This is a genomic window from Streptomyces sp. NPDC087263, assembly GCF_044744645.1.
Lineage (GTDB): Bacteria > Actinomycetota > Actinomycetes > Streptomycetales > Streptomycetaceae > Streptomyces.
The window spans coordinates 517,387-530,054 of the sequence record NZ_JBIUYT010000001.1; the positions used below are offsets into that span (position 1 = coordinate 517,387).

The window sequence follows — 12,668 nt, forward strand, 5'->3', positions numbered from 1 at the left end:
TCAAGCGGAGGCGGCGACGATGACCCCAAGCTCCCCCAGTTCCCCCGGCCCCGGCCCCACCTCGGACCCGGCGGGCGGCCCGGCCGCCCGGAGAGTCGATGAACCGCAGAACACCGTCGACGCCCTGGTCCAGCTGTCGTTCCTGGTCCAGGGCGTCCTGATCCGTATCGCCACCGACCACGACCTCTCCCTGATCCAGGTCCGCCTTCTCGGCATCCTGCGCGACCGCACGCCCGGCATGCTCGAACTCGCCCGTCACCTGGGTCTGGACAAGTCCTCCATGACCGGCCTGGTCACCCGCGCCGAGAAACGCGGCCTGGTCCAGCGCCTGCCCTCCCCCGACGACGGCCGCGCCGTCCTGGTCGGCCTCACCCCGCAAGGCCGTCAGCTCACCGAGACATGCACCGCTGAGGCCGAGCAGCAGATCACCGCCCTGACCGCGTCCCTGACCGGCGCCGAACACACGCAGATCCTCGCCCTGGCCGCGAAGCTCCTGCACAGGCCCCCGACCCATACTCTGACCCCGTGAACGAGATGCCCCGGGACCACCGGCCCGCCAAGTCCATTCGCGTCCTGCTCGCCGAGGACCAGGGGATGATGCGGGGCGCGCTCGCTCTGCTGCTGGGCATGGAGGCGGACATCGAGGTGGTGTCGCAGGTGTCGGCGGGCGACGCGATCGTGGACGCGGCGTTGACGTACCGGCCCGATGTGGCGCTGCTGGACATCGAGTTGCCGGGGATGAGCGGGCTGGACGCGGCGGCCGAACTGCGGGACCAGGTGCCGGACTGCCGGGTACTGATCCTCACGACCTTCGGGCGCCCCGGGTACCTGCGGCGGGCCATGGAGGCGGGGGCGGCGGGGTTCCTCGTCAAGGACGGGCCCGTGGAGGAACTCGCCCAGTCGATTCGCCGGGTGCTGACCGGCGAGAGCGTCATCGATCCGGCGCTCGCCGCGGTCGCACTGAGCGCCGGGCCCAATCCGCTCACCGCCCGCGAGTGCGACGTACTGAACGCCTCGGTGGACGGCGCCACCGTCGCCGACATCGCGGCCAAGCTCCACCTCTCCGAGTCGACCGTCCGCAACTACCTCTCCTCCGCCATCGGCAAGACGAGCACGCGCAACCGCATGGAGGCGATGCGGGAGGCGCGGCAGCAGGGCTGGCTGTAACTCCGGCCTTTGCTGTCAGTGGCGGTCGTCAGCCCGAGTCGTTCTTCCAGCTCCGGCACCTCGAGGCCGCCGACCTGCGGTACACCGTCCTCGACCGGCCGACCGCCGACCGGCTGCGCACCGCGTTTCCCGACCTCGGGCAGGATCTGCGGTCCTGAGGCGGCAAGCAGAAGCTTCTCGAACGTACGTACGTTTCATTCTGACGCCAGGTCAGATCTTCATGCGTAGGTCAAGAATTCGTTAGTGCGCCGAAGTATCGGAATAGTTGCCCGGGCACACCGGGTTCACCTTGCACGTATCCCGCACGGATCGCTCACCCCCTTTTCTTTCTCGTCCGGCCTGGAGGCCCCACGTAATGACGCACACGACGACCGAACAGCCCACCCGGAGGCCGAGCGGCGCGATCGTGCCGGTGCTGGCCTTCGCGGGCATCGTTGTCGCGGTGATGCAGACCCTGCTGGTGCCGGTCATCAAGGACCTGCCGGAGCTGCTCGGCACCTCGCCCAGCAACGCCACCTGGGTGCTGACCTCGACCCTGCTCGCGGGAGCCGTGGCCACGCCGATCATGGGCCGCCTCGGTGACCTGTACGGCAAGCGGCGCATGCTGCTCCTGAGCCTGTCCGTGATGGTCGTGGGCTCACTGATCGCCGGCTTCACCAGCCAGCTCCTCGTGATGATCGTCGGCCGTTCCCTCCAGGGCTTCGCCATGGGTGCCATCCCGCTGGGCATCGGCCTGATGCGCGACATGCTGCCCCGCGAGAAGCTCGGCAAGGCGATGGCCCTGATGAGCTCCTCGATCGGTGTCGGCGGCGGACTCGCGCTGCCGCTCGCGGCCGTGGTCGCGCAGCACGCCGACTGGCACTCGCTCTTCTTCCTCTCCGCGGGCCTGGGCGTCCTCTCCATCGGCCTCACCCTCGTCGCCGTACCGGAGTCCCCGATGCGCGCGAAGGGCACCTTCGACGTCCTCGGCGCGATAGGGCTCTCCGCGGGCCTCATCCTCTTCCTGCTGCCGATCACCAAGGGCAGCGACTGGGGCTGGACCTCGGTCACCACGCTCGGTCTGTTCGCCGCGGCGGCCGTCGTGTTCCTCCTGTGGGGCGTGATGGAACTGCGGGTGAAGGCCCCTCTGGTCGACCTGCGCACCACTTCCCGTCGCGCGGTGCTGTTCACCAACCTCGCCTCGATCATGGTCGGTGTCGCCTTCTACGCCGTCTCGCTCGTCCTGCCGCAACTGCTCCAGCTGCCGAAGTCCACCGGCTACGGCCTCGGCCAGTCGATGGTCGTCGCAGGTCTGTGCGTGGCGCCGCTCGGCCTGACGATGATGTTCACGGCGCCGGTGTACGCCAGGATCTCCGCCAAGTACGGCCCCAAGGTCACCCTGATCCTCGGCATGCTGATCATCGCGATCGGCTACGGCGCGGGCCTCGGCCTGATGAGCGCCGCCTGGCAGACCATCGTCATCGCGGTGATCCTGGGCGCCGGTATCGGCCTCGCGTACTCCTCGCTCCCCGCGCTGATCGTCGGTGCCGTCCCCGCTTCGGAGACCGGCGCGGCGAACGGCCTCAACACCCTGATGCGTTCGATCGGTACGTCGGTGTCGAGCGCCGTCATCGGCATGGTGCTCGCGAACACGGCCACCGACGTCGGCGGCGTCGCCGTCCCCACCATGCACGGCTTCCGGGTCTCCTTCATGATCGCCACCGGCGCGGTGGCCGTCGGCCTGGTGATGGCCCTCTTCCTGCCCCGCGGGCGCCGGTCGACCGCACCGCAACTGCGGGCCAGCAGCGAGGAGGACGCCGCCCTCGATCGGGCCCAGGAGCTTCTCGGCGGCTTCCGCGGCCGCGTCCTCGACGCCGGCGGCACCCCCGTCGCCCGCGCCAAGGTCACCCTCATCGACCGGCGCGGCCATCAGGCCGGTGCCACGCTCTCCGCCGAGGACGGCAGCTACACGCTCGCCGTACCCGCCGAGGGCCCGTACGTCCTGGCCGCCAGGGCCACCGGCCACGGCCCGCTCGCCTCGTCGGCGACACACGCCGGGGACGACCGTACGGTCGCTGTGGACCTGGCGCTGCCGGGCGAAGCCGTTCGGGCCTGACCTGTCATCGTGTGCACCCCCGTCGCCCAGGCGACGGGGGTGCTGGTGCACCATGGGGCGCCCACACACACGTACACCCTGTTCGTACTGCTCCTATGGAGGACCCCCATGCCCGCGGCACCCAAGCCGGAGATTCTCGCCGCCTTCGAGGGCGCCAAGGGGTTCATGCCCACGGGCGAGGGGCTCGCGCTGTACGAGGCCGCCGTCGAGGCCGGTCGGCTCGGGCTGCCGCTTCTCGAGGTCGGCACCTATTGCGGGCGCTCCACCGTTCTGCTCGCCGACGCGGCGCGCGAGGCGGGGGTCACGGCGATCACGGTCGACCACCACCGGGGCAGCGAGGAGCAGCAGCCGGGCTGGGAGTACCACGACCCGTCGACGGTCGACCCGGAACTCGGCCTGATGGACACCCTCCCCACCTTCCGCCGCACCCTCCACAAGGCGGGCCTGGAGGACCACGTGGTCGCCCTCGTCGGCCGCTCGCCGCAGATCGCCGCCTTCTGGAAGTCCCCCCTCGGCCTGGTCTTCATCGACGGCGGTCACACCGACGAGCACGCCTCCGGCGACTACGAGGGCTGGGCGCCGCACGTCGCCGAGGGCGGGCTGCTGCTGATCCACGACGTGTTCCCGGACCCGGCAGACGAGTTCACCGGCCAGGCTCCGTACCGCGTCTATCTGCGGGCCCTGGAGTCCGGCGCGTTCACGGAGGTCTCGGTGACGGACTCGCTGCGGGTGCTGCGGCGTACGGGGCCGGGGATCTGAGGCAGGGCGCGTCCGTTGGAAAATGCCTGGAGGCGGTCACGGCCTCCGTGCTCACATGGACCGCATGATGTCTGCCGACCGGCTCCTGGCCTTCGCGGCCATGTCGTTCCTGCTGATCGTGATACCCGGCCCGAGCGTGCTGTTCGTGATCGGGCGGGCGCTGGCGCAGGGGCGTCGGGCCGCGCTGACGACGGTCGCGGGGAACACCCTCGGGGCGTACGTCCTCGTCGTGGCGGTGGCTCTCGGGGTCGGGGCCGTGGTGGAACGCTCGGTCCTCGTCTTCACGGCGCTGAAGCTGGTGGGCGCCGCCTACCTGGTGTACCTCGGGGTGAAGGCGGTGCGCCAACGCCGTTCGCTACAGGCCGCGTTCACCGCTCAAGGTCCCGCGCACGGCGGACTGCGGACGCTGTGGGAGGGGTTCGCGGTCGGGGTGGCCAACCCGAAAACCATCGTGTTCTTCGCCGCCGTACTGCCCCAGTTCGTCGACCGGAGCCAGGGGCACATCACGGCTCAGATGCTGCTACTCGGCCTGGTCTTCAATCTCATCGCGGTGGTGTCCGACAGCGCCTGGGGGCTGGTCGCGGCCACCACCCGCGGCTGGTTCGCCTCTTCGCCCCGACGGCTCGCCCTGATCGGCGGATTCGGCGGGCTCACGATGATCGGCCTCGGCGTGACGGTCGCGGCGACGGGCCGCAAGGAGTAGCTCCGCCGAGCGGATCACGGCGCTCGCGGCACCCTGCGGACCGCGTGGAGCGCCGACCCGTAGGGTGGCACCCGTGTCGTACCTGGGCCCTGAATTCAATCCTTCCCAGCCGCGCCGTCCCCGGCGCGGGCCGCTGACCGTGGCGGTCGCCGCGCTGGTGCCGGGTGCGCTGGCCGGGTGGCTGGTGTGGCAGACGGTGGGTGACGACTCCGGGGGCGGGGCCGCGCCGCAGCAGCAGGCGCGGGGGACCGCCCCCTCCGCGGCCGGATCCCCTCAGGCGTCGAGCACGAGCACCGACGACGGCAAGGAAGCAAACCCCGCGTCGTCCGCGCCCGCCGCCGCGACCCCCCTCAAGGGCAAGGTCGTCGTCATCGACCCGGGGCACAACCCCGGCAACTTCCAGCACACGGCCGAGATCAACCGCAAGGTGGACATCGGCACGAACTCGAAGGAATGCGATACGACGGGTACGGCGACCAACGCGGGTTACGCGGAGGCGCAGTTCACACTCGACGTCGCGCGACGGCTGCGTACGATCCTGCAACAGCAGGGCGCCACGGTGAAGTTCACCCAGGACGGGGACCGTTCCTGGGGTCCGTGCATCGACGAACGGGCCGCGATCGGCAACGAGGCGCACGCCGACGCGGCCGTCTCGATCCACGCGGACGGCGCGGGCGCCGGACAGCGCGGTTTCCACGTGATCCTTCCCGGGCCCGTCCACGACGGCGCGGCCGACACCCGCCCGATCGTCGCCCCGTCCCGCGAACTCGGCGAGCGCATCGCGGGCGACTTCGCCCGTGAGACGGGCACCGCACCCTCCAACTACATCGGCGAGGGCACCGGTCTCGACGTCCGGACGGACCTCGGCGGTCTCAATCTGTCAACAGTTCCGAAGGTGTTCATCGAGTGCGGCAACATGCGTGACAGCAAGGACGCGGCACTGCTGACCAGCGGCGCCTGGCGGCAGCAGGCGGCACGAGGGATCTCTGAGGGAATCGTGAGTTTCCTGCGCGGGTGACGATCAGTGCGCTCAACCCGGCGGACACCCTGGTGGGACGGGAGATAGTGTCGTCCCTACGATGAGGGGCCACCCCCGCGCTTCACACCACGGCCTTACGGGGACAAGGTGAACAGCGACGCCTCCCGACCGACGACGAGACGACCTGCGAAGGACCGACTGAAGTGAATATCCGCTCCCTCACTCGAGGCGACGGCGTGGTGATCGGAGCAGCGGTACTGCTCCTCATCGCCTCGTTCCTCGCGATCTACTCCATCGACGGGGCCCCCGACAGCTACGAGATCCCGAACGCCTGGCAGAGCGGGCCCTTGTTGCTGGGCGTCGTCCTTGCGGGGATCATCGGCGCCGCGCTGATCGTGGTCTCCCACGGCCTTCCGCAGCCTCCCAAGGTCGCCGGCCTGGACATCGGCCCGTTCGGCGTCGCGTTCACGGTCTTCGCCGCCTGGAGCGCGCTGGGGAACCTCTTCGACCCGCTCGGCGGCACGGACAACGTGGGTAACGCCTCGGACAGCGGCGTCAGCGCCGGTATCGGCCTGATCCTCATCTTCATCGCGACCCTGATCCTCGCCGGCGGCGCCATCGCCACACCTCTCGTCCCGGCCCTGAAGGTCGCGCTGCTCCCCGCCCCCAAGCCGGCCGCCCCCCAGCCCTACGGCGGTCAGCCCCAGGGTGGGTACGGCTACCCGGGCGCGGGCGCCCAGCAGCCCGGTCAGCCGTACGGTGCGCAGCCGCAGGCGGGCCAGCCGTTCGGCGGTCAGCCCAGCCAGCCGCAGCAGGCGCCTGCTCCGCAGGTGCAGCAGCCGGCCGGGGACTTCTCCCCGTTCTGGTTCGCGGTGCCGGTGCCGCGTCCGCTGTACGCGGAGGACGGTTCGCCGACGCCGATCGCCGAACTGGCGCCGGGCACCTGGTATCTGGCCGTCGAGCAGCGCGGCCCGAGCCTGGTGGCGCAGACACAGGACGGCCGTCGTGGCGTTCTGCAGGACACCTCGGGGATCCAGCGCGGCTGACGCGCACCACGGTCCCGCACGGCCCCTCGCCCTTCCGGGCGGGGGGTCGTTGTCGTACGCTCACCCGGCCGACAGCTGACACTCCGTCAGAGCAGGGCGTCTGGAGGGCACATGCGACTCGGTCTCGCACTCGGCTACTGGGGCCGCGGCCCTGCCGCCGACCACATACCGCTCGCGCAGGAGGCGGAACGTCTCGGCTACCACTCCGTGTGGACGGCCGAGTCCTGGGGGTCCGACGCCTTCACCCCGCTGACCTGGATCGCCGCGCGGACCTCCCGCATCCGGCTCGGCACGGCCGTCGCACAGATGGCCGCCCGCTCCCCCACCACCACCGCGATGCACGCGCTCACGCTCGACCATCTCTCGGGCGGGCGCATGATGCTCGGCCTCGGGCTGTCGGGCCCGCAGGTCGTCGAAGGCTGGTACGGGCGCCCGTTCCCGAACTCGCCGCTGACCGCGACCCGGGAGTACGTCGATGTCGTACGCCAAGTCCTCAGGCGCGAGGCCCCCGTCGAGCTGGACGGACGTTTCCACTCCCACCCCTACCGCGGCGCCGACGGCACCGGCCTCGGCAAGGCGCTCAAGTCCATCACGCATCCCCTGCGGGCCGGCCTGCCCGTCCTGCTCGGCGCCGAGGGCCCGAAGAACATCGCGCAGACCACCCGCATCGCGGACGGCTGGCTGCCGCTGTACTGGTCGCCGACACGTCCGCAGGCGTACGAGGGCTCACTGACCGGCCTTCGTGACGGCTTCCTCATCGCCCCGATGGCCCACGCCCACGTCTGCGACGACGTCACCGAAGGACTGCTGCCGGTCAAGGCCATGCTCGGCTTCTACATCGGCGGGATGGGGCACGCGGCACGCAACTTCCACGCCGATCTGATGGCACGGATGGGCTTCGAGGCGGAGGCCCGGCGTGTCCAGGAGCTGTTCCTCGCGGGGCGCCGCGAGGAGGCCGTACTCGCCGTGCCCGACGCCTTCGCCGACGAGATCTCCCTCGTCGGTCCGCGCGAACGCATCGCCGAACGCCTGGAGTTGTGGCGCAAGGGCCCGGTGACCGACCTCCTCGTCCTCTCCCCCGACCCGCACACACTCCGCGTACTCGCCGAGCTCAACTCCTAGGACCTGTCCGGCCGGGCGAACCCGTTCGGGTTTCATGCACCGTTCTCGGGCAACACGGAACACATGTCCTCTCGAAACCGCAACGGTTCCAACCAAGCGGGGAGGGTCATCGCGATCGTCGCAGACGTGATGGCGCTCATCCTCGGGGTCTGGATCCTGATGTACCTACTGGACGCGAACCGCGCCAACGACCTGGTGCAGTTCATCCACAACGTGGCAGCGTGGCTGGCCGGCTGGTCCCGCGACCTGTTCACGTTCGACAAGGAGTGGGCGCGCGTCGTCGCGGGCTACGGCCTCGCAGCCGTCGTGTACCTCTTCATCGGCCACGCCATCGCCAACCGTATGCACCGGTACTGAGAACCTGCGCATCCTGGGGCTCCGGCTGAGTCTGCTATCGGCAGCAGTCGGGGTCCAGGCCGGTCGGGAGGCGTTCGCCGCTGAAGACGGCGCAGGTGGGCTCGTCACCGCCCAGTGCGGCGACGGCCAGCAGAAGCGAACCGGCTGTCCAACTGGTGAGTTCCTCGGGCCAGACGGCCTGGTCCTCGAAGACATAGCCGGTCCAGTACAGGCCGGTCTTCGGGTCGCGCAGGTGCTGGATGGACTGGAGGATCTCCAGGGCGCGGTCGGACTCACCCACGGCCCAGAGCGCCAGGGCCAGTTCGGCCGACTCACCGCCGGTCACCCACGGGTTGGGGACCACACAGCGGACGCCGACCCCGGGAACCACGAAGCGGGCCCAGCCCTCCTCGATACGGGACTTGGCCTCGGCGCCGGTCAACGCGCCGCCGAGCACCGGGTAGTACCAGTCCATCGAGTAGCGGCCCTTGTCGAGGAACCGCTCGGGGTGCCTGCCGATCGCGTGCCGCAGCGCGCCCACCGCCAACTCCCAGTCGGGCTGCGGCTCCTCACGCTGCTCGGCGATGGCGAGCGCGCAGCGCAGGGCGTGGTGGATCGACGAACTCCCGGTCAACAGCGCGTCGTTGACGGCCCGTCCGTCCTCCTCACGCTTCCAGCCGATCTGCCCACCGGGCTGCTGGAGCCGCAGCACGAACTCCATCGCCGCGTAGACGGTCGGCCACATCCGGTCCAGGAACGCGTCGTCGCCCGTCGCGAGATAGTGGTGCCAGACGCCCACCGCGACGTACGCGCAGAAGTTGGTCTCCAGGCCGCGGTCGGTGACGTCCGCGAAGTCCCCGTCGGCGTACGCCGCGTACCACGAACCGTCATGGTTCTGATGGCGCGCGAGCCACTCGTACGCGCGCTCCCCCGCCTCGTGCTCCCCCGCCGCGTCCAGCGCCATGGCCGCCTCGGTGTGGTCCCACGGGTCCAGGTGATGCCCGCGGAACCACGGGATGGCACCGTCCGGGCGCTGCACCGCGAGGATCCCGCGCACCGTGGCCGCAGCCTCCTCGGCGGTGAGGACCCCGGGCAGGACGAGGTGTTCTGTCCGGGGAGTCGTCACCGGCCGGCCACCTCGACGGACTCGGCGGAGTCCGCGGACTCGACTGCTTCGGCCGACTCGACCGGCAGGTGCGGCTTGGTCGCGTACGCCACGAAGCTCTTGCCGAGCAGCGGGTTCAGTGCCTGTTCGGCGACCCGGGTGGCGAGCGGTTTCTTCATGATGTCCCAGACCAGGAGCTTGTGGTACGCCCGCACGGGCAGCGCCTTGTCGTTGTCGACGCCGAACGCGCACTTCAGCCACCAGTAGGGCGAGTGCAGGGCGTGCGCGTGATGGGTGCCGTACGGCCTGAGCCCGGCTTCCCGGATCCTGGCGAGGAGTTCGTCCGCCTTGTAGATGCGGATGTGGCCGCCCTCGACCTCGTGGTACGCGTCGGACAGCGTCCAGCAGACCTTCTCCGGCCCGTATCGCGGGACGGTGATCGCGATGCGGCCGCCCGGCCTGAGCACCCGGACCATCTCGGCGAGTACGCCCTTGTCGTCCGGGATGTGCTCCATGACCTCGGAGATGATCACGACGTCGAAGGACTCGTCGGGAAAGGGAAGCGCCAGGGCGTCGCCCTCCATGGCCGTCGCGGTCGCCCCGGCGGGCGCCTCGCCCGCCTCCTTCATCGCCGCGAACCACTTGGCGACCTCGCGGATCTCCTCGCCGTTCTGGTCCAGCGCGACCACCTGGGCACCGCGCCGGTAACACTCGAACGCGTGCCGGCCGGCACCGCACCCGAGGTCCAGTACGCGGTCACCCGGGGCGAGCGGGAACCGGGAGAAGTCGACGGTCAGCACGTGGCCCTGCTTTCGCGGTCGGGGGTGGGGGGTGCGGGGGCCGCCGTGGGGGCGGGGGCGCCTGTGGCGGGGGCGGGATCCGTTGAGGCCGCGGAGTGGCCGGGAGGTTGGGCCGCGGAGCGGTGAGGGCTTGGCGCGGAGCGGCTTACGGCCCCGCCCGCGGGATCGGCGGTGGACCCGGACGCAGGGCCACTGGGGGACCTGCCCGCGGAGCGGGTCATTGCCTCGCGGTAGTGGGTCACGGTGCCCTCGGCGGCGCGGGCCCAGGTGAAGCGGGCCAGTACCCGCGCGCGTCCGGCGGAGCCGAGTCGGGCTCGGAGTTCGGGGTTGCCCAGGACGCGGCTCAGCGCGGCGGCCAGCGCACCCGAGTCACCGGGGGGCACCGCGAGGCAGGTCTCCCCGTCGGGCCCGGCGACCTCCGGGATCGCACCGCCGGTGGTGGCCACGAGCGGTGTCCCCGTCGCCATCGCCTCGGCGGCGGGCAGCGAGAACCCCTCGTACAGGGAGGGCACGCAGGCGACCTCGGCCGACCGTACGAGGTCGACGAGTTCGGCGTCGGAGATCCCCTTGACGAACTCGACGGCGCCTTCGAGGCCGTACCGCTCGATGGCCTGGGCGACGGGCCCGTCCTCGGCACGCCTGCCGACGACGACGAGGTGCGCGCCGGGGCGCTCGGTACGTACCTTCGCGAGCGCCTCGACGAGGAAGACGAGCCCCTTGAGCGGTACGTCCGCGCTGGACGTGGTGACGATCCGGCCCGGCACCTGAGGCACCGCCGGATCCGGCGAGAAAAGGTCGGTGTCCGCGCCGATGTGGACGACGTGGATGCGGTCGTCGCGTACGCCGAGGTGCTCGACGATCTCCTGGCGTGACGTACCGGAGACGGTGAGCACGGAAGGCAGGCGGCGCGCGACCCGCTTCTGCATGCGGGTGAAGGCGTACCAGCGGCGGACGGACATCCGTCGCTTCCAGCCCTCGGCCGCGTCGATCTCCAACTGCCGGTCGACGGTGATGGGATGGTGAATGGTGGTGACCAGCGGGGCACCGACATCCCCCAACAGCCCGTACCCCAGCGTCTGGTTGTCGTGGATGACGTCGAACTCGCCGCGCCGGGCCCGGAGATGGTGGCGGGCGCGCAGCGAGAAGGTCAGCGGCTCGGGAAAGCCGCCGGTCCACATCGTGCCGACCTCCAGCGCGTCGACCCAGTCCCGGTACTCCCCGCGCTTGGGGGTGCGAAAGGGGTCCGGCTGGCGGTACAGGTCGAGGCTGGGCAACTCGGTGAGACTCAGGGCAGGAAGGCCTTCGTCCAGCACCGGATAGGGCTGGGAGCCGATGACCTCGACATGGTGTCCGAGTCGGGCGAGCTCGCGCGAGAGGTGTCGTACGTACACACCCTGGCCGCCGCAGAACGGGTTCCCCTTGTAGGTGAGAAGCGCGATGCGCAACGGTCGTTCGCCGTCGGCGGCCGCGCCCTCGCCGGGGCCCGCCTCCATGGCCTCAGCGGTCACTCTCGGCCCCCTTCTCCCTGCACATTCCCGCGAGATTACGCCGGGACGCTAATCTAGAACAAGTTTCAGACTTGATCGTTCAAGGAGCTTTGAATCTACCGGCAGGTAGCCCCGCTGTGAGCGGTGCATCGGGTGATTCACGCCACGACCGCGTGGCGTGGTCGCCCGGTCCGCGCGACGGTCGTGAGCCCTGCCGTGCCGACTCGTCACTCCTCTCGCTGATGTCACGGAATGTCACGGAACGGGACCCATGCCTGCGGAAGCCAAGGCGGACACGAACAGCGCGCGAACAGACTCACGACCGGACTCACGACCGGAGCGACCGGACTCACGACAGGACTCACGACAGGAGCGTCCGGACTCACGACGGGGCTCGCGTCCGGAGTCGCACCCCACCGCGCAGCACCACACCCCTCGCCCCCTCTCGTACTCCACCGCGCTCCCCGACTCTCCCCCGCTCACCGAGCGGCAGGAGGCGCGCCGCCGCCGGATCCTGCACGCGAGCGCGCAGCTGGCCAGCCGGGGCGGTTTCGACGCGGTGCAGATGCGTGAGGTCGCGGAGTCCTCGCAGGTGGCCCTGGGCACGCTCTACCGCTACTTCCCGTCGAAGGTCCATCTGCTGGTCGCCACGATGCAGGACCAGTTGGAGCACATGCACGGCACCCTGCGGAAGAAGCCGCCGTCCGGGGACACCGCGGCCGAGCGCGTCGCGGAGACCCTGATGCGGGCCTTCCGCGCCCTGCAGCGCGAGCCGCACCTCGCCGACGCCATGGTCCGCGCCCTCACCTTCGCGGACCGCAGCGTCAGTCCCGAGGTCGACCAGGTCTCCCGGATGACCACGGTGATCATCCTGGACGCGATGGGCCTCGACGACCCGACCGCCGCCCAGCTCTCCGCGGTCCGCGTCATCGAGCACACCTGGCACTCGGCCCTCATCACCTGGCTCTCCGGCCGTGCCTCGATCGCCCAGGTGAAGATCGACATCGAGACGGTCTGCCGGCTGATCGACCTGACGTCCCCGGATGACAAGGGCTGATTCACCTCGTAC

The 12,668-nt window shown here is 70.6% G+C and carries 13 protein-coding genes; 10 read left to right on the forward strand and 3 right to left on the reverse strand.

Going from position 1 to position 12,668, the window contains the following annotated elements:
* Positions 1-19: 19 nt before the first annotated feature.
* From ACIPC1_RS02295 to ACIPC1_RS02335, 9 genes are all read left to right on the forward strand, one after another.
* Entirely contained in the window at positions 20-529 is a 510-nt protein-coding gene (locus ACIPC1_RS02295; protein WP_402512544.1) for a MarR family winged helix-turn-helix transcriptional regulator, read from the forward strand.
* 5 nt (positions 530-534) lie between these two features.
* Positions 535-1,167, forward strand: coding sequence for a response regulator (locus ACIPC1_RS02300; RefSeq protein ID WP_384384236.1), 633 nt, complete (start codon positions 535-537; stop codon positions 1,165-1,167).
* A gap of 355 nt (positions 1,168-1,522) precedes the next feature.
* A complete protein-coding gene (locus ACIPC1_RS02305; protein WP_402512545.1) occupies positions 1,523-3,262 on the forward strand; it encodes an MFS transporter in 1,740 nt (579 codons plus the stop codon).
* A 108-nt stretch (positions 3,263-3,370) separates the two neighbouring features.
* A complete protein-coding gene (locus ACIPC1_RS02310; RefSeq protein ID WP_402512546.1) occupies positions 3,371-4,021 on the forward strand; it encodes a class I SAM-dependent methyltransferase in 651 nt (216 codons plus the stop codon).
* 55 nt (positions 4,022-4,076) lie between these two features.
* A complete protein-coding gene (locus ACIPC1_RS02315) occupies positions 4,077-4,724 on the forward strand; it encodes a LysE family translocator (protein ID WP_402512548.1) in 648 nt (215 codons plus the stop codon).
* A gap of 73 nt (positions 4,725-4,797) precedes the next feature.
* Positions 4,798-5,742, forward strand: coding sequence for an N-acetylmuramoyl-L-alanine amidase (locus ACIPC1_RS02320; RefSeq protein WP_402512550.1), 945 nt, complete (start codon positions 4,798-4,800; stop codon positions 5,740-5,742).
* A 164-nt stretch (positions 5,743-5,906) separates the two neighbouring features.
* Positions 5,907-6,749, forward strand: coding sequence for a hypothetical protein (locus ACIPC1_RS02325; RefSeq protein ID WP_402512552.1), 843 nt, complete (start codon positions 5,907-5,909; stop codon positions 6,747-6,749).
* Between the two features lie 111 nt (positions 6,750-6,860).
* The gene (locus tag ACIPC1_RS02330; RefSeq protein WP_402512553.1) at positions 6,861-7,871 is read left to right on the forward strand and encodes an LLM class F420-dependent oxidoreductase; all 1,011 of its coding nucleotides are present in this window, start codon (positions 6,861-6,863) and stop codon (positions 7,869-7,871) included.
* Between the two features lie 63 nt (positions 7,872-7,934).
* Positions 7,935-8,228, forward strand: a complete 294-nt coding sequence (locus ACIPC1_RS02335; RefSeq protein WP_384384132.1) for a hypothetical protein — start codon at positions 7,935-7,937, stop codon at positions 8,226-8,228.
* A gap of 34 nt (positions 8,229-8,262) precedes the next feature.
* Here the strand turns inward: ACIPC1_RS02335 and ACIPC1_RS02340 are convergent, their stop codons facing one another.
* Genes ACIPC1_RS02340 through ACIPC1_RS02350 form a run of 3 tightly spaced genes read right to left on the reverse strand, consistent with a single transcriptional unit; the run spans position 8,263 to position 11,620 of the window.
* Entirely contained in the window at positions 8,263-9,333 is a 1,071-nt protein-coding gene (locus tag ACIPC1_RS02340; protein WP_402512556.1) for a prenyltransferase/squalene oxidase repeat-containing protein, read from the reverse strand.
* Positions 9,330-10,112, reverse strand: a complete 783-nt coding sequence (locus ACIPC1_RS02345) for a class I SAM-dependent methyltransferase (RefSeq protein WP_402512557.1) — start codon at positions 10,110-10,112, stop codon at positions 9,330-9,332. Before ACIPC1_RS02345 ends, ACIPC1_RS02340 begins: the two co-directional genes overlap by 4 nt.
* Entirely contained in the window at positions 10,106-11,620 is a 1,515-nt protein-coding gene (locus ACIPC1_RS02350; protein ID WP_402512558.1) for a glycosyltransferase family 4 protein, read from the reverse strand. Before ACIPC1_RS02350 ends, ACIPC1_RS02345 begins: the two co-directional genes overlap by 7 nt.
* Before the next feature lie 250 nt (positions 11,621-11,870).
* On the opposite strand from ACIPC1_RS02350, the gene ACIPC1_RS02355 reads away from it, so the two are divergent.
* Complete coding sequence (locus ACIPC1_RS02355; protein WP_402512559.1) at positions 11,871-12,656, forward strand: TetR family transcriptional regulator; 786 nt, start codon at positions 11,871-11,873, stop codon at positions 12,654-12,656.
* Positions 12,657-12,668: the final 12 nt, after the last annotated feature.

Bases quoted from the DNA above. Each gene is read 5' to 3' on its own strand.
- ACIPC1_RS02300 (WP_384384236.1), top strand. From the start codon at position 535: ATGCCCCGGGACCACCGGCCCGCCAAGTCCATTCGCGTCCTGCTCGCC.
- ACIPC1_RS02315 (WP_402512548.1), top strand. From the start codon at position 4,077: ATGGACCGCATGATGTCTGCCGACCGGCTCCTGGCCTTCGCGGCCATG.
- ACIPC1_RS02330 (WP_402512553.1), top strand. From the start codon at position 6,861: ATGCGACTCGGTCTCGCACTCGGCTACTGGGGCCGCGGCCCTGCCGCC.
- ACIPC1_RS02295 (WP_402512544.1), top strand. From the start codon at position 20: ATGACCCCAAGCTCCCCCAGTTCCCCCGGCCCCGGCCCCACCTCGGAC.
- ACIPC1_RS02310 (WP_402512546.1), top strand. From the start codon at position 3,371: ATGCCCGCGGCACCCAAGCCGGAGATTCTCGCCGCCTTCGAGGGCGCC.
- ACIPC1_RS02305 (WP_402512545.1), top strand. From the start codon at position 1,523: ATGACGCACACGACGACCGAACAGCCCACCCGGAGGCCGAGCGGCGCG.
- ACIPC1_RS02355 (WP_402512559.1), top strand. From the start codon at position 11,871: ATGCCTGCGGAAGCCAAGGCGGACACGAACAGCGCGCGAACAGACTCA.
- ACIPC1_RS02335 (WP_384384132.1), top strand. From the start codon at position 7,935: ATGTCCTCTCGAAACCGCAACGGTTCCAACCAAGCGGGGAGGGTCATC.